Origin of the sequence: Treponema sp. UBA3813, from assembly GCA_002368605.1 — a bacterium.
In the GTDB taxonomy this organism is placed as follows: domain Bacteria; phylum Spirochaetota; class Spirochaetia; order Treponematales; family Treponemataceae; genus Treponema_D.
Genome location: DFEB01000007.1, coordinates 18,946 through 44,156, shown reverse-complemented (window position 1 = coordinate 44,156; position 25,211 = coordinate 18,946). Strand labels below are relative to the sequence as shown.

General features: G+C 44.4%; 20 protein-coding genes and 3 tRNA genes. 6 read left to right on the top strand and 17 right to left on the bottom strand.

Annotated elements, in window-relative coordinates; genetic code table 11:
• Nucleotides 1-66: 66 nt before the first annotated feature.
• The 5 genes from B2089_RS00665 to B2089_RS00645 form a co-directional block, all read right to left on the bottom strand.
• Nucleotides 67-1,584: a Do family serine endopeptidase gene (locus B2089_RS00665; RefSeq protein WP_296324878.1), complete on the bottom strand. Its 1,518-nt coding sequence runs from the start codon at nucleotides 1,582-1,584 to the stop codon at nucleotides 67-69.
• Nucleotides 1,585-1,665: 81 nt separating this feature from the next.
• A complete protein-coding gene (gene map / locus B2089_RS00660; RefSeq protein WP_296324881.1) occupies nucleotides 1,666-2,430 on the bottom strand; it encodes a type I methionyl aminopeptidase in 765 nt (254 codons plus the stop codon).
• 143 nt (nucleotides 2,431-2,573) lie between these two features.
• Nucleotides 2,574-3,335, bottom strand: coding sequence for a J domain-containing protein (locus tag B2089_RS00655; RefSeq protein ID WP_296324883.1), 762 nt, complete (start codon nucleotides 3,333-3,335; stop codon nucleotides 2,574-2,576).
• 30 nt (nucleotides 3,336-3,365) lie between these two features.
• Entirely contained in the window at nucleotides 3,366-5,273 is a 1,908-nt protein-coding gene (locus tag B2089_RS00650; protein ID WP_296324886.1) for a ribonuclease catalytic domain-containing protein, read from the bottom strand.
• A gap of 118 nt (nucleotides 5,274-5,391) precedes the next feature.
• Nucleotides 5,392-7,041: a hypothetical protein gene (locus B2089_RS00645; protein ID WP_296324889.1), complete on the bottom strand. Its 1,650-nt coding sequence runs from the start codon at nucleotides 7,039-7,041 to the stop codon at nucleotides 5,392-5,394.
• 109 nt (nucleotides 7,042-7,150) lie between these two features.
• Between B2089_RS00645 and B2089_RS00640 the strand changes: the two genes are divergently transcribed.
• Complete coding sequence (locus B2089_RS00640) at nucleotides 7,151-8,374, top strand: sensor histidine kinase (RefSeq protein WP_296685351.1); 1,224 nt, start codon at nucleotides 7,151-7,153, stop codon at nucleotides 8,372-8,374.
• Nucleotides 8,371-8,982 (top strand): response regulator transcription factor, encoded by a 612-nt coding sequence (locus B2089_RS00635; RefSeq protein ID WP_296324895.1) that lies wholly within the window; start codon nucleotides 8,371-8,373, stop codon nucleotides 8,980-8,982. Before B2089_RS00640 ends, B2089_RS00635 begins: the two co-directional genes overlap by 4 nt.
• Nucleotides 8,983-8,984: 2 nt before the next feature.
• Here the strand turns inward: B2089_RS00635 and B2089_RS00630 are convergent, their stop codons facing one another.
• The 4 genes from B2089_RS00630 to B2089_RS00615 form a co-directional block, all read right to left on the bottom strand.
• Nucleotides 8,985-9,812: a hypothetical protein gene (locus B2089_RS00630; protein WP_296324900.1), complete on the bottom strand. Its 828-nt coding sequence runs from the start codon at nucleotides 9,810-9,812 to the stop codon at nucleotides 8,985-8,987.
• A gap of 74 nt (nucleotides 9,813-9,886) precedes the next feature.
• Entirely contained in the window at nucleotides 9,887-11,005 is a 1,119-nt protein-coding gene (locus B2089_RS00625) for an ABC transporter ATP-binding protein (RefSeq protein ID WP_296685347.1), read from the bottom strand.
• Between the two features lie 95 nt (nucleotides 11,006-11,100).
• The gene (locus B2089_RS00620) at nucleotides 11,101-11,919 is read right to left on the bottom strand and encodes a DUF554 domain-containing protein (RefSeq protein ID WP_296685343.1); all 819 of its coding nucleotides are present in this window, start codon (nucleotides 11,917-11,919) and stop codon (nucleotides 11,101-11,103) included.
• A 120-nt stretch (nucleotides 11,920-12,039) separates the two neighbouring features.
• Nucleotides 12,040-12,121 (bottom strand) — tRNA-Leu (locus B2089_RS00615).
• A gap of 154 nt (nucleotides 12,122-12,275) precedes the next feature.
• On the opposite strand from B2089_RS00615, the gene B2089_RS00610 reads away from it, so the two are divergent.
• A complete protein-coding gene (locus tag B2089_RS00610; RefSeq protein WP_296685339.1) occupies nucleotides 12,276-13,049 on the top strand; it encodes a GGDEF domain-containing protein in 774 nt (257 codons plus the stop codon).
• Here B2089_RS00610 and fusA read toward each other — a convergent pair.
• The 6 genes from fusA to B2089_RS00580 form a co-directional block, all read right to left on the bottom strand.
• Nucleotides 13,046-15,106 carry an elongation factor G gene (gene fusA / locus B2089_RS00605; RefSeq protein WP_296324995.1) on the bottom strand — a complete coding sequence of 687 codons (2,061 nt, stop codon included), beginning with the start codon at nucleotides 15,104-15,106 and terminating at the stop codon, nucleotides 13,046-13,048. The genes B2089_RS00610 and fusA overlap by 4 nt on opposite strands.
• 91 nt (nucleotides 15,107-15,197) lie before the next feature.
• On the bottom strand, nucleotides 15,198-16,964 hold the full coding sequence (locus B2089_RS00600) for a GGDEF domain-containing protein (protein ID WP_296324998.1): 1,767 nt from the start codon (nucleotides 16,962-16,964) through the stop codon (nucleotides 15,198-15,200).
• An 83-nt stretch (nucleotides 16,965-17,047) separates the two neighbouring features.
• Nucleotides 17,048-17,120, bottom strand: a tRNA-Lys gene (locus tag B2089_RS00595).
• Between the two features lie 22 nt (nucleotides 17,121-17,142).
• Nucleotides 17,143-17,215 (bottom strand) — tRNA-Lys (locus tag B2089_RS00590).
• 124 nt (nucleotides 17,216-17,339) lie between these two features.
• Nucleotides 17,340-17,792: a low molecular weight protein-tyrosine-phosphatase gene (locus B2089_RS00585; RefSeq protein WP_296325001.1), complete on the bottom strand. Its 453-nt coding sequence runs from the start codon at nucleotides 17,790-17,792 to the stop codon at nucleotides 17,340-17,342.
• Complete coding sequence (locus B2089_RS00580) at nucleotides 17,792-18,664, bottom strand: aldo/keto reductase (RefSeq protein WP_296325004.1); 873 nt, start codon at nucleotides 18,662-18,664, stop codon at nucleotides 17,792-17,794. Before B2089_RS00580 ends, B2089_RS00585 begins: the two co-directional genes overlap by 1 nt.
• A 176-nt stretch (nucleotides 18,665-18,840) precedes the next feature.
• Here B2089_RS00580 and B2089_RS00575 point away from each other — a divergent pair, with 176 nt between their 5' ends.
• Together B2089_RS00575 and B2089_RS00570 are read left to right on the top strand one after the other, a co-directional pair.
• Nucleotides 18,841-19,305 carry a DUF2798 domain-containing protein gene (locus tag B2089_RS00575; protein WP_296325007.1) on the top strand — a complete coding sequence of 155 codons (465 nt, stop codon included), beginning with the start codon at nucleotides 18,841-18,843 and terminating at the stop codon, nucleotides 19,303-19,305.
• Between the two features lie 44 nt (nucleotides 19,306-19,349).
• Nucleotides 19,350-20,573, top strand: a complete 1,224-nt coding sequence (locus B2089_RS00570) for a DUF763 domain-containing protein (protein WP_296325009.1) — start codon at nucleotides 19,350-19,352, stop codon at nucleotides 20,571-20,573.
• 125 nt (nucleotides 20,574-20,698) lie between these two features.
• On the opposite strand, the gene B2089_RS00565 is transcribed toward B2089_RS00570, so the two are convergent.
• Complete coding sequence (locus B2089_RS00565; protein WP_296325013.1) at nucleotides 20,699-21,532, bottom strand: sugar phosphate isomerase/epimerase family protein; 834 nt, start codon at nucleotides 21,530-21,532, stop codon at nucleotides 20,699-20,701.
• 130 nt (nucleotides 21,533-21,662) lie between these two features.
• Between B2089_RS00565 and B2089_RS00560 the strand changes: the two genes are divergently transcribed.
• Complete coding sequence (locus B2089_RS00560) at nucleotides 21,663-22,373, top strand: SAM-dependent methyltransferase (protein ID WP_296325017.1); 711 nt, start codon at nucleotides 21,663-21,665, stop codon at nucleotides 22,371-22,373.
• Here B2089_RS00560 and B2089_RS00555 read toward each other — a convergent pair.
• The gene (locus B2089_RS00555; RefSeq protein ID WP_296325019.1) at nucleotides 22,362-25,160 is read right to left on the bottom strand and encodes an ankyrin repeat domain-containing protein; all 2,799 of its coding nucleotides are present in this window, start codon (nucleotides 25,158-25,160) and stop codon (nucleotides 22,362-22,364) included. The genes B2089_RS00560 and B2089_RS00555 overlap by 12 nt on opposite strands.
• Nucleotides 25,161-25,211 lie beyond the last annotated feature (51 nt).

The following is a 25,211-nucleotide window of genomic DNA, read 5'->3' as shown; positions in this document are numbered from 1 at the left end:
AGACAGGTTTTGAGCGAGTCTCGGAAAAATCTGTGATTTTTCCGTGGAACACTCTGACATTACTGATTAGTTCAATTTGTATTTTCCTGTAGAAATCGTGTGTCCGTCGTTGTAAACATCAAACCAGATTTCCTTGTTGCGGTTCAAATCAAGAGCCTCATAGAATTCCTTGAGGTTAGAGATTTTTTTGTCATTGACCGCCGTAATGATGTCTCCGTTCTGGATACGGAGAGCCGCAGCCGGAGACTTTTCAAGCACATTGGATACGGCGACACCCTTGATTTTGTCGTCAACTTTCAGGCTTTCCCGCAATTTTTTGTTGAGAGGTGAAGCGATGAAGCCCGGCCAGAGTTTTGCGTTGTCATTTGAAACTTCGTCCGTTCGCTCTTCGATTTTAACAGTGAGAGTGATTTTGCTTCCACCACGGAGAACTACGAATTCAGCGTTTTTGCCAGCCGGGAGATAACCGACTTCACGGATAAGTTCGCTCTGGCTGTTCATATTCTTGCCGTTGAGAGCGATAATGTAATCACCAGCCTGCATGCCACCCTTTGCAGCCGGAGAATTAAGGAAGACCTGTGAAGCAAAAGCTCCTTTCTGTCCTTTTACGCCCAATTCTGATTTGTATTCGTCTGTGACATCCACGAGGGAAACGCCCAGCCAGCCGTAAGTGATTTTTCCGTTTGAAATGAAGTCGTCAATTGCCTTTTTGACAGAGTTGATCGGAAGGGCAAATCCCAAGCCTACGCTGCCGCCAGAACCAGAAGCAATCCAAGTGTTGATTCCGATTACCTCACCGTAGATATTTACGAGAGGACCGCCAGAGTTTCCCTGGTTGATTGCTGCATCAGTCTGAATAAAGTCGTTCATGTTGCCGATTTGGTCACCGCTTCGGCCTGTTGCGCTTACGATACCCTGAGTGACCGACTGACGGTAGCCCAAGGGAGCGCCCATGGCAAGACAGATGTCGCCAGTCTGCACTTTGTCACTGTCACCGAGGGCAGCGACCACGACATTCTGAGCGTCTTTTGCATCGAATGAAACAAGGGCGATATCCTGCCGCTCATCAGCTCCAACAAGCTTTCCTTCAAATTCCTGACCATCGTTCAGTTTAACGGTAATGTTTGTCGCTTTTCCGGCGACATGATTATTTGTAAGGACATAAACCGTGTCTCCTGTTCGGCGAACGATTACGCCAGAGCCCAGCCCTTTCTGCTCGTACTCACGCTTTCGGTTGTTTTTTGAAGGATCCCGGTCAGAATTTGGGTTTCCGAAGAAGAAATCAAAGGGCCAGCCGTCAAATCCCTCAAAAGGATTCATTGACTGAACTTCTTTTTTTTCTGTTACATCGATTTCAACGACAGAAGGAAGGACGCCCGAAGAGATTGAGCGGAATGAATTCTGCAAGGCCTCGATAACCTTGAGAGATTCAGACGGAATCGTAACCGCAGGTTTTGAAGTGTCCGCAAAGGCCGTAGCCGCGCTTCCCTGAACCTGAACACGGGTGCAAGAAAGAGAAAGAGCAGCAAATGCAAAAGCACAAGCTGCTGTTCCCGCCAAGAGTCGTTTAGTTATTTTTTTCATATATAAGCCTCCAGTAGAGTGATTTTTAATTTCTAATAATAAAAATCCCGGAGGCTTCGTTAGTTACATAAAAATTTGTTATTAGCAGATTAAGTCATCGCAAGCCGTGAGGACTTCCGTATGATCAGGGAAAACCGCAACAGTATGCTCTTCGTGGCAGCTCCATTTTCCGTCAGAAGTGAGGACTGTCCAGCCGTCGCTTGCCAAATCCACATCACCCGTGCCCAGATTAATCATCGGCTCGATGGCAAGAACCATACCCGCCTGAATCCGCGGGTTCGGGCCGCCTTCAGGAAGATTAGGAATGCTGGGATCTTCGTGCACATCAAGACCGACACCGTGACCGCAATAATCGTAGACAACGCCGTAACCATAACGACCATTGGCCACATTGTAGACAGCGTTTGAAATGTCCCGGATTCTGTTCCCTGCGACACAAGCCGCGATTCCAGCAACAAGGCTTTCACGGGTCGCTTTAACAAGACGCTTGATTTCAGGCTTTACATTTCCCACCATGACAGTGTGGGTTGAGTCGGAAATGTAGCCGTCCAAGTCGATTCCGATATCAAGGGAGACAATGTCTCCGTCGTGGATAATGCGTTTTCGGGACGGAATGCCGTGAATGACTTCGTTATTGATACTGATACAAGCAGCCCCTGGGAAATCTTCCCGGTACCAGGCCGGCGTTCCGCCAATACTTTTGATGAATTTGACGCAAAGATCGTCAACTTCCTTTGTACTCATGCCAGCATGAACCTGGGGTACGACTTCGCGGAATAAATCCGCCAAGGCATGGCAAGACTTACGGATGCCATCAATTTCCTTTTCATTCTTTAATCGAATCATAAAAATCTATATCTCCTTGACTGTTTTTCGAAAAAAAATTACATCCTGTAATTTTTTATTCGCACGAGAAAATTCTGTTCACCTAAAGGCAAACAGAATTTTCTCTCTGTGCTTTTTCGCCGCATCCATGCGGCGCATAATTGCTAATTGCCAATTCTTCTGGCTTCTTCTTCGCAAATCCGCGCAGTGGAAGTGTCGCCCATGCGCTTGTAGGCGGCGGCCATTTTCCGTAAAAAGTTCGCATCGCTGTTTTTTCCAAAGCCCAGCTCCAGAGCCCGCTCCCAGCAATCCAGTGCCAGTTCATCGGGGATTTTGCCCTCAAGATGATTTTTCAGCACATTGGCCGCAAGTTCCATGACTTCCGGAAAAAAGAGGCGGAAGTAGGCATAAGAATACTCCATGCGGATAATCTGTTCAAGCAGAATGAAAGCATCATAATATTCCTGACGCAAAACCAGCTCTTCGGCGAGGATAAAACCGTAGTCCATAAAATCCTCGCGGGTAAACCACTTTGCAAGACGGAAGCCGGCGTGATTCATGCTCATGCGCTTAAACTCGGCCACAGCATCGTCCTCACGGTTGTGCATAAGGTCGAAGAAAATCAGTTTTGCCCGGCTTTCTTCGTCATTACGGGCAGAAAGCCATTTTCGGTAATCAAAAGAGTTTACCGAGCGATTGTAACGGCTCTGAGAACGGCGGATAAAATAAGACTCATCAAAAAGAGAGCGTTGCTTCGCGTCAGACAAAATCTCATAAGCTTTGACGAGCTGGCGGAATTCTTCCGTAGTCGCCGAGTTTTGAGAGGCATCTGGATGCAAAACTTTCGCTTTCTGACGGTAAGCACGCTTGATTTCTGCCGCCGTAGCGTCATGGCGCACTCCGAGAATCTTATAACAATCTTCCAATTCGCCTATATAATAGAACTTTTTAGAGATTTATACAAATGAAAAAGTCACTTCAAGATTGGGCAGGTCGATTTTGCCAGTCTTGAGGGTGACCTTTCCGTTCAAATCCACCGGAGCCTCACCGCCAATCGTAGTTTCCATGCCGAACTGGGGGATAAAATACAAGGCTCTACCAGCCTGCTTGTCCACACAGATTGCCTCGCCCTGCCAGTCGGGGTGCTGCAAGAGGTAAACCAAAGTCCAGTGCTGACGGCTGTTGCGCTCGGCTTTTTTGCTGGCCTGCATGGCGGCATCCCCCTCACTCATACGCATGAGCATGGTGTCCTTGTCAATGAGTTTTTCCCCTTTCAAAAAAGCGCGGAGCTGCTCATGCCCCAGTAAATCCCCGTAACGGCGCAAGGGGGAAGTAACCTGGGAATACATTCCAACGCCCAAACCCGCGTGACTTGCCGGAGTAATGTTAACATTGCGCTTACGCATACACTTACGCAGGCGGAACTGGCCGGCCAAGCCTTCTGGAATTTCTTTCGGGATTTCAGGCAGCTCCTGAGAAATAAATGGGAAGGGCAGATTGTTTTTAAAGGCAAATTTCGCAGCTCCCTCACCTGCCAGAACCATGGCTTCCCTAACCACTTCACCGCTTTCACAGTGGGCAACAGGCTCAAAAGTCACTTCTTTTGTCTCAGGGTTTACGGAAATATGCACTTCCGGGATAGAAATGTTCACCGCCCCGGCCTTGCTCCGTCGCTCAGCGTTACGGCGGGCGATATCAAAAAGAGGCTTTAGCTCAGGGCTGTCTTTAAGTTCATCAGCCTTTTCGTAAGTGAGGCGCTTTACATCAACAATCGTGCGCAAAACCTCACAATCTTCCACATCACCGTTTTCACCCAGTTTGATTTTAAATGACAGGGCACGGCTTTCTTCCCGCAAGCCAAGGGCATAGTCTTCAAGGCAATCCTCGCTCAACATGCGGGCAGTTCCTTCAGGAAGATAGAGAGTCGCTCCCCTGCCCCGCGCCACCTTGTCAATTTCAGAATCCGGTGCAACAAAAGATGCCGGGTCAGCTATATGAACCCACAAAAATTCTCCGTCAAAGGCAATGGCATCGTCAGGATCTGTTGACCATTGGCTGTCGATGGCATAGGACACCCCCGGAAGGCGGATTCTTTCTTCTTCAGGAGGAGTTCCAAGAGACACAGTGGCGCTTTTTGCGCTCAAACCAAGCCTCATCGGATAAGGATTTCGCGTAATATTCCAGATTTTTGTATCAAGAAGAAGTTTGTGAGCCTTTTCGGGAGTCTCCTTAAAGCCCGCGTCCTTCATGGTCTTGCTTTTGTCAGTGGTGCCGAGAGCCAAAGCCTCAACATCACCCATATATTTTGAGTCTTCGGGAAGAAGATTTTTGGCTTTAAGACGCTCGATGAAGGCCGCACGGATTTCCTCAGCGTGCTCCTTCTCAAACGCCTTGTTTTTCAGTTCATCGATTTTTTCTATTGAACGAGGAATAAAGAAAATCTGCCCGTCACGAAGGATTTCTTCAAATTCAAAAGAGGATTTTAGGGCAGAATAAAGCCCCCATGATTCATTTGCCTTTAACTCTCCCCGGAGCAATTCCACCAAGTCCTTAAAGCCTTGCTCTGCTTTGGCAGTCTCGTCATCGCTCAGCAAAAGCTCGTGGGTTTCGGAAATCTGACTTTTCACCTCGGAATTCTCAGCCAGAGCCGATTCAGCGAAATCAAGCAGGGCATCAATTGAGGAAGCCTCGCTCTCGCACAAAATAATCACATCCTTTTCACGGACTTTCTGGCTGGCATAAACGGCCTTTTTCCCGGAGGCAGTGGCACGAGAGACGCACCAGTTTACTAGAAATTTATCTCCATCCCGCTCTCCCACAAGGGCAGGAAGATTTTTATATATCACGACAGAATTTTTTTTCATGGATTGGATTTTATCAAAAATTTCTCACAGAGTACACTGAGCGCACGGAGAAAAATGTCCTGCAAAAAAATCCCCGCAAGGAAAACTTTCAGGGGATTTAGTGATATTAGCGGTTATTTTACGATGCCGATGGGAAAGCTGCGTCATTCTGATAGCCAGAACCGAAAACTTTCTCAAAAGCATCTGAATAAGTCTTTACAAATGACGGAACTTTCATTCCGCTTACTCCGCTTACAGTTTCACTTTGCTCCAGGTTGTATACGAAAGCCGCATGTTCTGTGCTACCAACAGTTACGCTTTTTTCTTCTGGTACAAGTTTTACAAGAGTGTAATCCTTGTTATGATCCGCTCCTTCAGGAAAAGGTGCTTTCACCAGAATATACGAAGGAATTTCATACTCGTTGATTGTAACCGTGTCAGTGGCGAAATAAACATAATCGCTCATAAACTGAGAGATTGCTTCAGCCATGGTGTATTGGATGCTTTCTTCCTTTTTTAACGAAGTAGAGGTGCTGGCAAACACAGGTGAACCGGAACTTTCGGAAGCCACTGAATCATATTCGTATTTTTCCACTTCTACGCTTTGCTCCAAAAATGATTTTTCTTTTTTATAGTTCTTTTCTTTAATTTTTATCCTATACTTTACAGGAGAAGTTATAGCTGAACCAGAAATCTGGGTAGCAAAAGCGATTAGTGTTTTTGTCGAAGAGCCTGAGAAACTTTCTACATCAATGGAGTTTGTGCTTTCTGTTGATTTTGGATCAGCAGATTTTGACCCCATTCCAGTAGATTTTACTGTTACCTTAACTTTTCCAGGAGCTGAAGTATCAGTTAAATCAGTAATACTTTCAGAGGCTCTGTATATTTCCTTCATATCTTTATTAGCCTGATTAAGGGCAAAATAAAAACTTTTGTTTGTTCCAGAAGTCTTTTCAGGACTGTATTTAAGGCTTGAGCGCGCCTCCGAATCAATCCAGTGATAAAGTGCGTATACGGTATAGCTTTCTCTGTCACTCAGGGCGTAGCTCTTAACTTTTCCTTCGTTTGTATATGTAAAACCAGAATCAGCCCTTCTCTTTTCAGTAATTCGGCTCGCACTCACATTCTCTGGAGAGGAACGAACGACAATAGCCTGAGCATCATAGTTTTTTCTGAACTCGGCAAATTTATCAATATCAACATCAGAATCAGTATAGTTATAGTCCGCATCTGCTTCTGAATTATTTTTGGAAAGTCCAGCTTCACTTTCAAAAAATGCAATAGGGGTTGTATCAGAAGGATTTATTGCCGCATACAACTTCTCTGAAGTCCATCTAAGTTGCAAGTTTGCGATTCGTATGCCGTTTTTATTGTAAAAATACAGGTAGTCAGATGCAATTATTTTTCCATCTTTTTGGTAAATCTGATTCTGGCTTGCGCTCACAGACCATACTTGTATGTATTCTGTGACTCCTATCTCAGAAAGCATTGTCTTTACATCCGCTAAGTCCATATAGCGATAGACCAAATCCTTTACTTTTTCACTGAAATTACCGCTAAGGTTTACTCTTCGTGAAGATTCAACAATTGAACGAGAAGAAGATGACTTATATGTATTTGCAAGAACAACATACTCTACTCCGTCAATTGTAAGCATATCGCCTTCTGCAACATTGGAATAATCTACAGAAGCTGGTGTTTCGTATTTTTCATCCTCATTAGCGCATGACAATAAAAGAAAGGCAAAAACCATTACGAATGAAAACATCAGTTTTTTAGCTAGTTTCATATTTTTCCCCTATTTACAGTACTATTAGTACATAAGTTAATTGAAAATTATAAACCAAGCACTTTCAGAAGGCGATAGAGAAAACTTCTATTGTTTTTCCGTCGATTTCATGGTAAAAATAATCATCCTTGAGATGAAACTATTCTACTGTCTTCTTTTAACATCAATTTTTATATCACCTATTTTTGCTTCAGAAGATTATTTAAGCGACAGCCAAAAATTATTCGAGGGTGGCTATGAGTTTGCGAATGACCTTGAATCATTCATAACAACTGGAAACTATTCCCTTTTCAAGCAGTCAGCGGAATCCTTTGAGTCCGTTTGCTTTCAATACATAGAATCAAAGCAATACAAGGATTATTGCAAAAAATCCAGGGATTACTATCTTTTAGTTCAGAGGCTAAAAACAAATATACAACTTCTAAAAAGAATAGAACCTGATGAGAATTACGGCGATTTTGTCCGAGTTGCCACTGATATCAACCAGAATCTCCTCAAACTGTCTGAATTCAACACAAAATTTTACAGCCAGTCCATAAAAAACCGCTTTTATTTGATTCTTTTCGCCTTGCTTCTTCTAGTTATTTTCATAACTCTTCTTATTTTTCTCCACTTTAAATCTAAGCAGACGAAAAAAGAGCTTTCCGAAAACCGAAAATTCACAGACACGGTTCTAAACGCCATCGAAAACGAGCGAGGCCAGATTTCAAATGAACTCCACGACACAATAGCTCAAGAAATCAGAACCATACAATTTGAAGCAGAACATATAAAAACAGGCGAAGATTTAATTTCCAAAAAAAATCATATTGTCAACCTTTGCACAAATTGCATTCAAGAACTGAGGAATATATGCTACGACCTCATTCCCCCAGACTTAAAACTCAAAAAATCATCCGTTCAGCTGGAAAACCTAATGGAATTTCTCTGCAACAAGTTCAATTCTGAATTCAACGGAAAAATTCAGTGCAGTTTCCGCTCTGATGAAAACATAACGCCCATTAAGGACCAGAAAATTCTCCTTAATATTTTCAGAATCGTACAGGAAGCCCTTGTAAATATCAAGAATCATTCTGAGGCAACTTGCTGTTCCGTAGTAATCGGGCACGAAAAAGGCTTTGATGGAAGTGTAATTTATGTCACCGATGACGGAATCGGAATTCCGCAAAAAATCCTTCAGGAAGGAAAAGAAATGCATTTTGGGCTTCATTCAATGAAAAGCCGGGCAGAATCAATCGGCGCAATTCTTCAGATTATCAGCGAAGAGAACGACGGAACGGAAATCATCATAAAGCTTCCAGATAATATCGAAAAAAACAGGAAAGGCTTATGAAAAACACACTCTTCATTATTGATGACCATGAAATGCTGGGAAGAGCACTAAAAAGCTGGCTAGATGAAAACACAAAATGGAAAGTGCTGGCTACCGCCACCGACACAAAAGAGGCTAGGTCTTTTTTCAAATCTTCATCCCTTGAGAGCCTTCCCGAAATAGTAATTTGTGATGTTCAACTAAAGAACGAACAAAGTTTTGATTTTATCAAAGAGATGAGCACAAACTTTCCGCAAATAAAAACAATCGTCTACTCAATGTTCGAAATGACAGGCTATGCCATGCTTGCCAAAGAATGTGGTGCTTCCGGCTATATTTCAAAATCAGTCTCTGAGGAAGAATTCTTAAAATGTCTGGATTCTGTACAATCCGGCAATCAATATATCCAAAAAGAAATTGCTCCCAAAGTTCAAAAAGCCCTCGATGCGACTCGATTCTTAACAAAGAGAGAAAGAAGCGTTTTTGAAGAGATAATCAACGGGCTTGACAATGACGAAATTTCCGAAAAACTTAACATTTCCCGTCACTCGGCAGAAATTTATGTTTCCAGGATATACGAGAAACTGGGCATTTCCTATCGGGAAGATCTGATTTCTCGATTTAAATAATACTATCTGCCGCTGTAATCTATATCACTGAGGAAAATCTCACTGAATCCTTGACTTCCTTCGGCAGGGTAAAGACCATTGGCAATATAGAATGGAGCATTGTTTTTTGTGATTTCTGGCAGAATATCTTTATCAAAAACCAGTTTTTCGTTGTAATAAATCAGCACGGTTTTTCCGTCAGATTGAACTGAAATTTTTCCGACATCACCCAGACTATAAGCACCAAGGACGATTGTTTCTGACTCAAATGATTTTTCATTTAATTCCACAGGGAATTTTACTGTCACAAGTCCATTTTTACAGACAATTTGAAACACAGATTTTTTAATGGGGGCGTAAACAAAAACATGAAAAATCTGAACGCTCTCGTTAGTTTTGTCAGTGAAAAAACAGAAACTAAAATTATAGGAAAATGGATTTTCTATAGACAAAAATTTTTGCGTTCTCAGATAATTCTTAAGATGCTTATGCCCCTGTGCATATTCCTTTGCATCCATTGAAAGATGGACCCATTGTTTGCCGCTTGAGTCCACTTCCATTCGAAAAAATTTACTGTTGTAATTGTAATAGTGACTTAACCTGTAAACTGATTCCAACCCATCTTGGGGAAACACATGGCTCAATGAATCGTAATTATTAAAGTTGATTTTGACTTCAGGGAGTTTTGAAAGTTCTTTGTCCGTAAGATAACGGCCGTTAAAATAAAGATTTAATGACGACTTATAGGCAACTTTGTCAGCAGTCATCACGGTCTTGCTTACAAGCAAATAAGTCAAGAGAATAATCGCAGAAAAAATCAGAAAAAAGAAAAGGAGTGACTTCTTTTTCACAATGTAATTATACATGCAAAAAAAATCCCCTACAAGAAAAACTTGCAGGGGAAACCAGCTATCTTTCTAAAAGACTACCACTTCTTCTCGATCTCTGGTTCACAGATGTTGATTTCTGTTTCGAGGTCGAAGAATTTTGCTTTTTCCATATCTGGAGTGAAGTTGATGGTATCGCCAAGCTGGACAACTACTTCTGGAGCAACTTTTGCTACGATGTTTGCGTCCTTAACCTGAACGAAGACATGTGTCTCGGCACCGAGAGGCTCTTTGTTTGTGACTTTAACCTGCATGTTGTTCTCTGCAGCTGGAGCTGCCTGATAGTGCAAGTCCTCTGGGCGGATACCGAATGTAACTTCTTTTCCGACATAAGCCTTGAGGTGTTTCTGCTGAGCTTCTGTTGGAACGAGAGTGAATGAACCTTCGTTTGCGATAACTTTGCCGTCTTTTTCTTCGATTGTGAGGCGGAAGAAGTTCATTGGTGGTGTACCGATGAAGCCTGCGACGAACTTGTTGATTGGGTGATTGTAAAGATAGAGTGGCTCACCAATCTGCTGGATTCGTTTTTCAGACATAACGACGATTTTTGTACCCATAGTCATAGCTTCGACCTGGTCATGGGTTACATAAATCATTGTTGCCTGCAAGCGGTGATGGAGTGAAGAAATCTCACCACGCATTGTAACACGGAGTTTTGCGTCGAGGTTAGAAAGAGGCTCGTCGAACAAGAATACTTTTGGAGAACGAACGATTGCTCGTCCTACAGCAACACGCTGACGCTGACCACCAGAGAGTGCCTTCGGTTTGCGGTCAAGATACTGAGTCAAGTCAAGCATTTTTGCAGCTTCTTCGACTTTGCGCTGAATTTCGATTTTTGGCTCTTTGCGGATTTTGAGACCGAATGCCATGTTGTCAAATACGGTCATGTGAGGGTAAAGAGCGTAGTTCTGGAATACCATTGCGATATTGCGGTCTTTTGGCGGAACATCGTTCATCAACTCGCCGTCGATAAGAAGCTCACCTTCAGTGATGTCTTCAAGACCAGCAACCATACGGAGTGTAGTAGATTTACCACATCCAGACGGACCTACGAATACACAGAATTCGCGGTCTTCGATTGTTACGTTTGACTTTTCTACAGCCAAAACATTGCCGTCGTAAACTTTTGTTACGCCCTTAAGCTCTACTTTTGCCATTTTTTCCTCCTGTGGCAAGGGATTATAACTATGAAATCAGTATAAATGACAACGAAAGAGAATTCAAGGGAAAAATTTAAAAAAGAACGGAATTCTTACAATCCCAGCAAATTTTCAACAAAAGGCTGGCAGAGAACGAAAATCACACTAAAAAGCACCGCAGGAAGGTAATTTGCGGTCTTTACTTTTTTGATTCCCATGAGGTTGATTCCGATTAAAATGATAAGGGCACCACCGCTTCCCGTAAGCTCTGCAATCATCTGCTCGCTAACATAAGGGGCAATCAGCACGGAAAACATAGTCAGCGCCCCCTGATAAAGAAAAATCGCGATGATGCTGAATGCCGTTCCCACACCCATTGCCACCGCAAATCCTATGGAAATAAAGCCGTCCAAAATCGATTTTAAGAAAATAATAGAATAATCATGCTCAATTCCTGCCTTAAAACTGCCCACAATGGCCATGGCTCCCACGCAGAAAAGCACCGAAGCGTTCAAAAAAGCATAGGCGAAATTTTTCTGAGGCCTGCCAGATGAAAAAGATTCAGGAGCAGAAGGGGAAAGCCTTCCCCTCGCTTCAAGCGCATTCGCGTTTTCCGCTACCCCTTCTGCGGGGTATCCCCGCAACGCCCCGTCATTTTTCTTCATAAACACTCGTTCAAGAAACTTTCCAAATTGCAGGATTTTTCCGTCGACATCAAGGAGAGTTCCCACAATGCCGCCCAGAATCAGGGCAAGGGCCAGAAAAACCACATTCTGATATTTAAATGACATCTGGACGCCCATGACGAATGAAACGAGACCGCAGGCCAGTTGAATGGAATCAGTGACTTTCTGGGGAATTTTCTTAGCAAAAAGAAGACCTATAATCGAACCGATTAAAATCGTAGCGCAATTAACAAAAACGGCAATCATTTTTAAAACCTGACTTGAACATAGGGAGGCGTTTGAAGCTGTGCTTCGGACGGCACAGCTTGCACCACTAGTCCCACATAAAAAATTGAGGCCTCCCATTTGGGAAGCCTCATAAACTAGTGCGGAGAACCTGACTTGAACAGGCACAGCTTGCGCCACTAGCACCTCAAGCTAGCGTGTCTACCAATTCCACCATCCCCGCAACTGATGTTAGATATATTATAGAAATCCCTAAAAAGTGTCAATAGAAGTAGTACAAAATTTTCCCAATTTTCTCAGATATTTTTTTCGGAAAAGCAAGATATTTTCCTATCATATAAGGCGGCTATCACACCGGAAAAGCCCGCACTGCCACAATGTTCGCCCAAATTCTGCTTTTTTTGGTGACTTCTATTTATACGCTTACAATCACGGTCAAAAATCATGGAAAAATCCGCCACCGTCACCGCACTATCGGGGGATTCGGCATAGCCATGACAATATTTGTTATTTTTTCGGCGATATACCCGATTCTCCCTTTTTATTCCTTAGGCTACTTACTTGGAATCTGTCTTATCCACACATTTGTCCTTGAAGGCGAAAAAGAAGACCGTCGGGAAAAGCTCGAAAATCTCCTTCAAGTCGAAAAAATCCGCGAGGCAGAGCTTGGATCAGCACGATTAATGGCTTACACGGACTCTCTTACGGGAGTCAAAAGCAAAACAGCCTATCAGGAAGACATAATCGGAATCGGAAAACGAATTGAAGACGGAATTTTAAAAGATTTCGCCGTTGCGGTCTTTGATGTGAACGGCTTGAAACTGGTAAACGATACAAAAGGCCACGATGAGGGCGATAAAGTCATAAAAGAAGCCTGTGCCATAATTTGCAAAACTTTCAAACACAGCCCCATTTACCGAATTGGCGGAGACGAATTCGTCGCATTTCTCATGGGAGAGGATTTTAAGCACAAGACAGAATTAGTAAAGGCTTTTGACAGCCAGATGGAAAAGAATCTGACGGACAAGCATGTGGTCGTCTCATGCGGATTTACTGAATTTGAGGCCGGGCAAGACAAGTCCTACCCGACGGTTTTCAGCAGAGCCGACATGAAAATGTATGAGCGCAAAAAGCAGCTCAAAGCCCTTTAGTAAGCTGAGTCAAGCCCGCCGATTTTCTGCTGGAAGTGAGCGAATTCCATTGAGAAGCTTGCACGCCCCTGGGTTACGGAACGCAGGTTCGTTGAGAAGCCGAACATTTTTGCCATAGGAGCTATGCAGTGAACGATTTCGCCAGAGGCTTTTGAGTCCTGACCTGCAATCTGCCCGCCACGCTGGGTAATCTGGCTGATTGCATCCCCCACGAATTCAAGCGGACAAGAAATATCAACATTCATGACAGGCTCAAGAATCTGAGGTGAGGCTTTGGCAGCCGCCTCGTCAAAAGCCTGGGCCGCACATGCCGTAAAGGCAAAGGGAGTGCCTGTAAGCTCGTTGTAGTCGATTTTTGTGACCGTAACGCCCACATCGGCACAGGGATAGCCGTATTTGATTCCAGAAGCGAAGGAATTTTCGATTCCGGCCTTGACAGCATCGTAAATCTCTTCGGGAATCTGAGCGTCATGAACTTCACAAGAATAGGTATTTCCCACCCCCTGCTCATTATGACGGATTTTGAGAGTGAGGCCTGCGGTGTTGTCTTTTCCTGCAAGATTCTTTTCCCAGGTTGAAGAAACTTCTGCTTCGTTGGTGACGCTTTCGCGGTAAGTGACCTGTGGGGCGCCGACATTCGCCTTTACGCCGAAATCTTCCTTCATTCGGGTAACGAGAACATCAAGGTGAAGCTCGCCCATGCCGCTGATGATGAGCTGGCCTGTCTCGGCATCTTCATGGCTGGTGAAAGTGGGATCTTCCCGGCTCATGACTGCCAGAGTCTCCACAAGCTTGTCCTTGTCGCTCAAAGTCTCAGGCTCGATGGCGATTGAGATTACTGGCTCCGGGAATTTAAGGCTTTCAAGAAGGATTGGCATTCCTTCGCTTCCCAAAGTGTCGCCGGTCTGGGAGATTTTAAGGCCTACGAAAACGGCTATGTCTCCAGCCTGAACGCTATCCATCTGCTCCATGTGATTTGCGTTTACGCGCAGGATTCGGTTGATTCGCTCCCGCTTTTTCTTACCCACATTGAGACACTGGCTTCCCGTGGTGAATTTTCCTGAGTAGACGCGGACAAAAGCAAGGGCACCCATTTCCCTGTCCTGCTGGATTTTAAAGACAAGGCCGAGGGGCATTTTTTTGTCATCGCAGGGAATTTCCACAGGTTCTTCCTTGTCCTTTTTGACATGAATGCCTTTTGCAGGGGGAACATCCGTGGGGCAAGGGAGATAGTCAATTACAGCATCGATAAGCGGTTGAACGCCTTTGTTGCGCCGTGCCGTGCCGCAGAGGCAGGGAACGAGAGTGCGGTTTATTGTAAGAGTGCGCAAAGCTTTTTTGAGCTGTTCGTTGGTGATTTCGCCGCCCTCAAGATAAATCATTCCAAGCTCGTCGTCGTTTGAGGCAACAGCATCAATAAGTTTTTCACGCCATTCATTTGCCAAATCTTTATATTTGTCAGAAATATCAGATTCAGTGAAAGTCTCGCCCTCATCTTCTTCATTCCAGCGGATTTCTTTCATTGTGAGAAGGTCGATTACGCCTTCAAAATCTTCGCCCTGCCCCATGGGAACCTGAAGAGCTACAGTATTGACTCCAAATTTTTCGTGAACATCATTGATTGAATAGAAGAAATCAGCTCCGATTCGGTCCATTTTGTTTACGAAGCACATTCTCGGAACAGAGAATTCATCAGCCTGCTTCCATACAGTCTCGGTCTGTGGCTGAACTCCGTCTACCGCGCAGATTACGGCAACCGCTCCGTCCAAGACCCGCAAGGAACGCTCAACTTCGGCAGTAAAGTCAACATGCCCCGGAGTGTCGATGATATTGATTGTGTAGCCCTTCCAGTCAGTGGTGATTGCCGCCGAAGCGATTGTGATTCCACGCTCCTGCTCCTGCTTCATGAAGTCCATTGTTGCCGCGCCGTCGTCAATTTCGCCGATACGGTGAATTTTACCTGTATAATAGAGGATTCGCTCAGTTGTGGTGGTTTTTCCTGCGTCGATATGCGCCATGATTCCGATATTGCGCATTTTCTGTAAATTAATTGCCATAGTCTCGTACCTATAAAAAATGTGAGGAAAATTATAGAAGAAAACGAGACGATTTACAAGATAAGGAGAAAAGGATGAAAAAAGCGAATAATTATGCTAAATCCTTCAAATCAATCAGGGTAAGGCTTGAAGCTAGAATTCTCGCGCAGTTGACCTCATAGTCTGCAAAACGGGCCGGAGTCCGCACTTTATGGAAGGCAATCACGCCAGTAAAATCATCTTTGGAACCGATAACACAATGCACCGATGAGAAAACATCCCTAGCGCGAAGGGCGTCTCCAAAAGCATTGTTTTCCGGGATTTCAGAAGTAAAATTATAGAGGGCAAGCCCATCAGCATCGAGGGCTTTCTTAAAATCCTCGGTCAAAGTATATTCTGCTGTTTTAAGTTCAGGTCTTTCTTCTCCAACATAAACTATACTCTTCATTTCTGGTCCGGCATAAATTGAAATGCAGTCAACAGAATAGAGACCAATCATATGTTTGAGAAGTTTCATTACAGCTTCCCGAGGATTTACATACAGATTATGCATATAATCTGCCATGTGCTTTAATTCCTGAACTTCTCGGCCTTCGGCAGCCTTTCCTTCTCCATTTTCTTTTAAACGCTCCGCATAAGCCTGTGCATGAAGGTCGTCGCGGTAGAAAACATATCGGTCCCGGCCTTTATCTTTCGCACGATAGAGACAAAAATCAGCCTTTTTAAAGAGTTCATCATAAGTCGTTCCGTTAGCAGGATAAACAGCAGCCCCCACAGAACAACTGAGCACGATATCATCAAAATTACCTTCAAATTCTTTTTTGACCTGAACCATAATGGCACGGAGAGCACCACGCAATATGCTTACATTGGCAACATTCTCCAAAACCAGCATGAATTCGTCACCGCCGAAGCGACCGACAACGCCGTCTTCACCCACAACTTCTTTTATCTTTTGAGCGGTGCGGGTAATAACCTTGTCACCAGCGAGATGTCCGAACCTGTCGTTTATCGGCTTGAAATGATCCAAATCAATGATAACAAGGGCAAATGGCTCCTGCAATCCAGCCTTGATTTTCTGCTGGACATAGGTAGTTATGGTCTTTTTGTTGTAAACCTGAGAAAGCGAATCAAGCTGGAGCTCTTCGATGAGGGCATGAGAGCCGTGAAGTTTTGCCATATCCTCGTCTGACAAGATACGACCAATCATACAGGTATCATCCAAACCTTCATAGCGGCTGCCTATCAGACGAAGTTTTTCATTTACGGCTCCGGACGTTCTGAAAGAGCCTTCCATTTTTGTCATTACGGAATTAGGATTTTTGGCAATATCATTACAAAAAACATTAAGATTATCGAGACTTTTTTTAGAAACAAGATTTTCGTTTATAAGCAGTTTTTTCCAATCGTCAAGATGCATTTTGTAAAGGACGATTTCTTTGCCCTGACTGTAATAGGCAAGCGTGAACAAATCCTGTGTCTTTTGATAACTGAAAAGATAATCGTTCGTAAGACCGAGTGCTGTATGGATTTTGTTGTTTTCGTCTACAGAAGTGCGGGTAAATTCAATGGCATCATAAATATCAAATAATCGGATTCTCGCGAGATAAGGCTTACGAACATTTCGGACAGTGACAAAATTGTAGCGATATTCGTTAGTATTTCGCAAAAGATGAAATATGTCGCTCCGGTTATCGGATTTATCATGCTTTCCTGTGACGAGGTCAATGAAGCGTTCTTTTTCGTCGGGATGCACGAAGTCCAGGATGTTTTCGCACAGATAGTCGAAATATGTGAAAAAATCTTTTGTTGTATCAGTTTCGACAAGACGGAAATTTTCGTCAAGCAAAGCACTTCGATTTTTTACCGACAGAATCATTTACAGCATACCTCAGTTTATATTATACCCCAGATTTCTGAAAAAGCAAAAAAAAAGACTCCTGAATATTCAGAAGTCTTATGTGAGCTATGATGGATTCGAACCATCGACAGCCGCCTTAAAAGGGCGGTGCTCTACCTACTGAGCTAATAGCCCAACTCCAACAAAGAAACTTTAATGAGCTATGATGGATTCGAACCATCGACAGCCGCCTTAAAAGGGCGGTGCTCTACCTACTGAGCTAATAGCCCATGTGTTCATTGCTGAATGTAAAAGATGATATATGTTTTTTATTTTTGTGTCAATAGAAAGAGCAGGCTTAATATAAAAAAATCGGGATACAGAAAATGCATCCCGTAATAAATCTTTTTATTTTTACCAGCACAGGGCATCTAAAAGGCTTCGGCAGCCCAGGGTGATGTCATTCCAGGTCTCCTCAAAATTCCCGGTATACCAGGGGTCGGCTACATCGCGGTTCAAGCCGGCATACTCCAGAAGGTAATGGATTTTCCCATCTGTATCCTCGCCTACCCTGCACTTTAAGTGCCTTTCATTCTCCTCGTCCATGATAACAAGAAGGTCGAAGTCATTGTAATCGTCCGGGGTGACAAGGCGGGCCCGGTGGTCGGTAAAGGGAATGCCGTTTTTCGTGAGGACTTGCCTCGTTCCTCGGTGCATTCCGTTCCCGATTTCGTCATAGTCAGTGGCGGCGGAATCGATGTAAAAGTCCTTTTCAAGCCCCGCCTTTTTTACATAGTGTTTCATGACCATTTCGGCCATGGGCGAGCGGCAGATGTTTCCGTGGCAGATAAATAAAATCTTGTGCATTAGAAGGGAGCCTCGTCAGGATTTCTGTTCTGGCGGATTTCAAGGCCTGTAAGACCTGCAATCAAATCGCAGTCAGATTTTTCAAGCTCAAAGTCAAAGACTTTTGCATTCTCAATAATCCGCTCTTCATGAACGCTTTTAGGCAGGGGAATCGCTCCTTCCTGCAGGCTCCAGCGGATACAAATCTGGGCGATTGTGCGCCCGTATTTTTTTGAAAGAGCCTGTATCTTTTCACTGGAGAAGATTTTTCCTGTTCCCATGGGGCTGTAGCCTTCGATTATCATACCCCGCTTTCTGGAAAATTCGCAAAGCTCCCGCTGTGCCTGACCGGGACAAACCATAAGCTGATTAACCATAGGTTTGATTTTTGCCGTTTTTTCCAAAGCCTCAATATGATGCTGACGGAAATTTGAAAGACCAAGGGCGCGGAGTTTTCCTTCGTCGTAAGCCTCTTCCATAGCCTTCCAGCTTCCCGCATTCGTTTCTTCCCAGCAGTCACGGAATTTAAGGGGATTGGGCCAGTGAATCAGGTACAAATCAAGATAATCAAGATTCATTTTTTTAAGGGAAAGGTCTATAGCTTTTTTTGTTGCCTCGTAGCCGTGGTCAGCGTTCCAGAGTTTCGTCGTAATAAAAAGCTCGCTCCGGCTAAGGTCGCTCTCACGCAAAAAGTCATTGATTGCCCGCCCGACGCTCTCTTCATTTTCGTAAGCCGTTGCCGTATCAATGTGGCGGTATCCGTTTTTTAAGGCTGAAAGAACAGCATTGTAAGCCTCATCGCCGTCCTCGCTCTGCCAGGTGCCGAATCCCACGCAGGGAATTTTGTTTCCGTTGGCAAGAGTGTAAGTTGATGTGAGTGATTTAAATTCCATGCTGAAAATTATTGCACATTTTTTTGAATTCCGCTACATTAATCCCGCTTGAGATTGAATCTTGGTTGCTCCAGCAGCCGAGCCTCATGCGCTTTTTATTTCCGGCAGTCTGCCATCACCAAGGGCGTAGTTTAACAATCTTTGCACAATCAAAAACGGCAAAGGAGTAAACTAAAATGCCAAAGTCTTTATTTCAGGAAATCATTTTCACAATCATCATGGTCTTTTTCATGGTCTACGCGCTTATCTGCTACAACATGACCCTCGCAATCGGTGACTTCACCAATGCGGTTATACTGGGCGCTTTCAGGGAACTGGTGATTATGGGACCAATCGCAATCATCCTCGACATGCTGCTTGCAGGCCCGCTGGCAAAAGCCTTCACTTTCAAGATTTTTAATCCGGCTGAGACAAAGCCCATTTTCATCATCCTTTCGATTTCAGTCTTCTCGGTGATTTTTATGTGTCCCATGATGAGTCTTGCCGCAACGATTCTGTTCAAGGGCGGCCTTTTGCAAAGCGAAGTAGTCTCAATCTGGATTAAAACCACCATCATGAACTTTCCCATGGCCTTTTTCTGGCAGCTTTGCTTCGCAGGACCTGTGGTAAGAAAGATTTTCGCCCTGATTTTTGGAAGATAAAAACTGTCGTTTTCCCTTTTTGACTTTTCTGCTATAATTTCCTCATGCTCAAACGCTCAGGCTATGCCGATTTACCCCTTCACACGGGCGTGGTTCCCAAGTGGCTCGCCGACAGAATGAAGCTTTTGGGAACAGAAATAATCGAAGCCCTGCTCATAAATTACGGAAAAAAAGAAGTTCTCACCCGCCTTTCAGATCCCCTCTGGTTTCAGTCTCTGGGGGCGGTTTTGGGCATGGACTGGCATTCAAGCGGCATCACCACCAGCGTAATGTACGCTTTGAAACGGGGAATCAACGAGCGGGCGCGTGAATTCGGCCTTTGTATTTGCGGCGGCAGGGGAAAATACTCGCGAAAAACGCCGGATGAGCTTTTGTATCTGGCAGATGCCACAGGCCTTGACGGAACTTCCCTCGTAAACGCAAGCCGGCTCACCGCAAAAGTTGACGGAAACGCAGTTCAGGACGGATTCCAGCTTTACATGCACAATTTCGTCCTGAGCGACCAGGGCGACTGGGTGGTAGTCCAGCAGGGAATGAACACGGCCACCCGCACAGCCCGCCGCTATCACTGGTCTTCGGAAAATCTCCGCTCCTTTGTGGAAGAGCCTCACTCAGGCGTCACTGGCGAAAATCAGGGAAAAATCTTAAATCTCACGGACTCGGCCGCCAAGGAAACACGGGGAAGTATTCTTTCCCTGACTCAGGAAAATCCCGACAAAATGATGAAGGAGATTGCGAAAATTTCAAATGAAGAATATGCCCTGACCTTTGAGCTGCGCAATGACAGGAATCTAAGAATGCCCGCTCATCACGATGTCCGGGCAGAAGATGTGGATTTAAAGCGACTGGGAAGCGTTCTTGCCACGGCCTACGAAAGCAACAATCAGGATTTTGAGAGCCTTTTGCTCACGCCGGGGCTTGGTCCCAGAACGCTACAGAGCCTTACTTTGGTGAGCGAAGTGATTTACGGAACTCCCAGCCGCTTCACCGACCCGGCACGATTCAGCTTTGCCCACGGAGGAAAAGACGGCCACCCCTTCCCTGTTCCCTTAAAAATCTACGACGAGTCAATCCGCGTCCTGGGCGACGCAATCGAAAAATCACGCTTGGGCTACAATGACAAAAGCGAGTGTATCCGCCGCCTAAACGCCACAGCCCGCCAAATCGAAGCCAACTGCGAGCCTCTGGCAGACTTTGAAGCCACAATCGCCCACGAAAAAGCCCACAGCAAAGAATGGGGCGGCAGAACCTGCATGGACGATGTTTAAATTCCTCACAGATTTAAAAAATAAATAATCCGCGTTTATCTGCGTCCATACGCCACTTAGTGTCGTTTGCGTTAGTAGAAATTATTTACTCGCCGCTCACGCGGCTAATGCATCTGCGTCAAAAACTATTCCACAATGCTTCTTACGAATTTAAGAGAAGCAGGCACATCCTTTACGCCCTCAAAAATAAGGTAAGCGTCCGGGCACTCTGCTTTAATCATAGGCAAAAAGTCCTTCCAGCCCATGATTCCCTGACCTAAAGGAGCGATTTCAAGCTCTTCGCCATTCACCACATAATCCTTTAAGTGGAAGCCGCAGATTTTTCCTTTAAAAAGCTTGAGGCAGGTCTCAAAAATCTTTGCCCTCTCCTCGTGATTTCCGATATAGAGGTAATTGTAAATATCCACGATGAAGCGGAAATTTTCCTGACCGGGATCAATTTCATCGGCCAGGCGTTTCAGCATCTCTGGCTTATACATACAGTGGCCCCATGCTCCTTCAAGAGCCATGCAGACACCGGCTTCTTTGGCGACAGCCGGCATGTGAGCGAAAATCTTCTTGACTTCCTGAAAAGCCTCTTCCGTCTGATTTTTGGGATTGTAAGTCCATTTGTCATCGTTGTAGCTTCCAGTCTCGCTGGCAACAAATTTCGCACCGAATTCAGCGGCATGGCGCAAATGGTCGGCATATTTTTCGGCTCCGGCTTTCACTTTTTCCTTGTTTGAGTGAACGGGGTTAAAATAAGCCCCCAAAAGAGGAATCTCAACATGGTGAGAATTAAATCCATTTCGGATTTCTGAAATCACTTTCGGCGTGAGAGTGCCCGGATTTCCGTTCTGTCCCTCAACAGCCTTCGCAATGGCCAGCTGAACGCCGTCAAAGCCCCATTCATGAGCATTTTTTCCAAGCCAGTCAGCGCTTCCCTTTCCAATATCATGTGGTCGAATCAAAATCTTCATATAGATGTCTCCAAAAAAAACTATCCACAGATTATCACAGATTCGCACGGATTGAAAGGAAAATTTTCCCTTAATCGCTAATTGCTCATCTCTAATTCCTAATTTCCCAATAATCTGCTATAATTTTCTCATGGAAACAGCCCTTTATCTAATCCCCTGCCCTATGGGAGAGACTCCCAACGAAAATGTCCTTCCCTCTTACAATCTCGAAATTGTAAGGAATATCCGGCATTTTATCGTGGAGAGCCGCAAGTCAGCCGTGCGTTTTTTGATTTCCCTTGATAAGTCTTTTCCTATTGACGACTGCACTTTCACCGAGCTCAGCGAGCATACTGACGAAAAGGCCGACCTTTCAAAAATTCTTCTTCCGCTGGAAAAAGGCGAGAGCATGGGAGTGATTTCTGACGCGGGATGTCCATGCATTGGAGACCCTGGAAGCCGTGCGGTGGAAATCGCTCAAAAAAAGAATTTGCGAGTCGTCCCCCTTGTCGGCCCCAACTCAATGATTATGGCTCTCATGGCTTCGGGCTTTAACGGCCAGAATTTTGCCTTCAACGGCTATCTTCCGGTCAAGAACGGAGAGCGGGAAGCTAGACTCAAACAGCTGGAAAACAAAGTCTACAAGGAAAACCAGACCCAGCTTTTTATCGAAACTCCCTACCGCAATCAGAAAATGTTTGAGGCGATTTTAAAAACCTGCCGAGCGGAAACAAAGCTCTGCGTCGCCAGCGGAATCACCACCAGCGAGGAATTCATCAAGACCAAAACCATAACCGCCTGGAAAAAAGAAAAGGCACTCCCTTTTGAGAAAGTGCCTACGATTTTCCTTTTATTTAAGTAATTCTGCTATGTCTTTTCTGCCCCATCTTGAAGCCATTTGAGCCGGAGTCTCGCCTGAAATATTCGCCGCATTTTTATCCAATTTCAAGGCGACAAGGTGCTCCACTATGTCACGATCTGCGCTTCGCGCCGCATAGTGAAGGATTCCGTCGCCCTGCCGGTCACTTTTCATGCTGTTGTATTTTACGATTGCATCAAGAATATCAAGGTTTTTTGTTTTGAATACAGCCGTAAGGGCATTTTCTCCAGTAGTTGTGGCAATATAAGGATCCGCACCATATTCAAGAAGAACAAGAGCCTGAGTTTTTTCGTTTTTAGCAACTGCCTCGTTCAAAGCTGTCATACCTTTTCCATTGCGCTGACTTGCTGGATACCCCATGTTAAGGAGTTGCGTCAAAGTCTTTTTACTTGCATGGCGAGAAACGGCGATATGAACCGGGGTATTTCCGTCAGAATCTGCTATCGTCATATCATTTCCGAGAACGGCCTGAATTACAGAAATATCTGAATTTAACACCAAAGAGAATGGCGTATCTCCAGCAGCATCACGAGAAAGAGGATTTCCGCCAGCCTTTCTGATTAAATTAATAATGCCCGTATTTCCTGTCAAAGCAGCTTCATGATAAGCATTCCGTCCTGACATTTCCTGAATCTGAACATTTGCCTTATAACCAAGCAAGAGCCGAACCATTTCTTCATTGCTGCTGGAAATTGCGTCCATAAGGACTGTTCTTCCGGTTGCATCTGTGGCATTAATATCTGCGCCATTGCGAATCAAGAGAATTGCCATATCTTTTTTGGCAGAACGGCAAGCATCACTCAAAGCGGTTTTTCCACTTAAATTCTGGGCATCAACATCAACCCCCAGTGCGATAAGTGTTTTTGCCGTATTGAATGTATTCCATTTGACAGCCGCATGAAGAGGCGTATTTCCAAGATTATCACGGCCAAGTTTGTCTTTAGAATCTAAGACAAGTCCGTTAGAAACAAGTACATTTATTGTTGACGGGCTGTCATCGCCACCCTTTACAGCTGAATAAATCGCACTTTCACCGTTTGCATTCTGCGCCTGAATCTTTGCTCCTTTCTGAATCAAGGCAACAATCGCGTTGTTCAAATGCCATTCCGCCGCATAATGAAGAGGGGTATTTCCGCTTCCATCGGTTGAATTCAATGTTTTTGAATTGATAAGCCAATCCTGAACTTCCCCACCGCGAGACAATGCGATTCTGAGGGGTGAATTATTCTGAGTATTTGTGGCAAAGATGTCGGCATTTTTTTCAAGAAGAAGATCCCCCGCATCCCGCCGATTTTTCTGAACGGTAATAAAGAGGGCAGAATCTCCATTCTTATTGCGTGTGTTAATATCAACGCCCGCCTCAACAAGATAACGGATATACTCTATAGGAGCGTCTTTACTTACGGCAATGTGAAGGGCTGTGTTTCCGCTGGAATCTGTTGAAGAAGCATTTGAAGTAGTTATAAGAGTCTCAAGCATTGCCCTGCTTTCTGATTCCAAAGCTTTTGTAAGAGGAGTGTTGCCTTTCATGTCCTCAGCATAAATATCGGCTCCATTCTGAGCATAAAACTTAACCTGCTCTGGATGCTGCAACTCAATTGCAAGCGTAAGCGGAGTTACACCTTCTTTATTTCTCTCATTAATGACCGCACCGTTGCTTGCCAAAAGAGAAAGTATGCTTATCGGAGCATTTGCCATCGTTGCTACATGAAGAACAGTGTCTCCGTACATATCTTTTTGATTTACATTTGCCCGATACTGAAGCAAAAGCGGGTACATTTCCTGCTGGGCATTTCCCGGAATAATCAAAAGAATCGGAGTCTTTCCAATTGAGTCCATTGAATTTACATTCGCACCATTAATAAGTAAAAGGCGCGCGATATCGACTCGGCCATAACGGACAGCCTCATGAAGCGGAGTTGCTCCGCTGATATCTTGGGCAGCAAGGATATCTGAAACTCGTGCAGAAGTTTTTTCGTTGAGAATATAATCGACAATGCCTGTATGTCCGTCAATTGTTGCAAGATGAAGCGGGGTCTGGCCGTCATTAAAGCGAAGAATCATGTTATGGGTACGAACTGCGTCCTCAAAATAGGCGTAATCACCACGAACAGGTTCAGCACCTGCCAGCAAAAGGCGGGCAGCAATTCTTACTGAAGCCGCATTCTGGGCGTTTTGGAAAGCAAGATGCAAAGGAGTCAGTCCGTAATTATCTTTTACAGAAAGAGGAATATTCACCTGAATACAACGGTCAATCGCTTTCTCATCACGGGTTTTAACAAAATAATGGACGATAGATTCACCGTCAACATCCCTAAGTTCTCCGGTCTGAGGCGTGATCATTGCGTCATACCATTCAGCCCCCTTTGAAAGAGCAAGCTCAAGTGCACTGTTGTCATTTCCGTCTTTTGCGAAAATATCACCGTGAACAATAGCTAGAACTTTTGCCGCATCAATGGAGCTGTTTTTTATAGCAACATGAAGCGCCGTATCGCCTTCATTGTTCCGGAGTTCAGTATCAGCACCCTTTATAACAAGGAAACTGACCAAATCCGCCTCATTGACACGAGCGGCAACATGTAGCGCCGTATCACCATATTCATCCACAGCATTTATATCAGTTTTTGTCTTAAAGATTTCCTTCGCCTCATCGTAACGGCCTTGCATTATAAGTTCCTGAATTGACGGTTCTTTTGGCGTTGTAGAACAAGCAAGTAAAAAAGTTACAAGCATTAAAATCGGAATTAGATTTACGAAGTTTTTTTTCATAATTCGTTTTCTCCCAAAAACAGTTTCTTCCCTATGAATATCGGAAAAAAT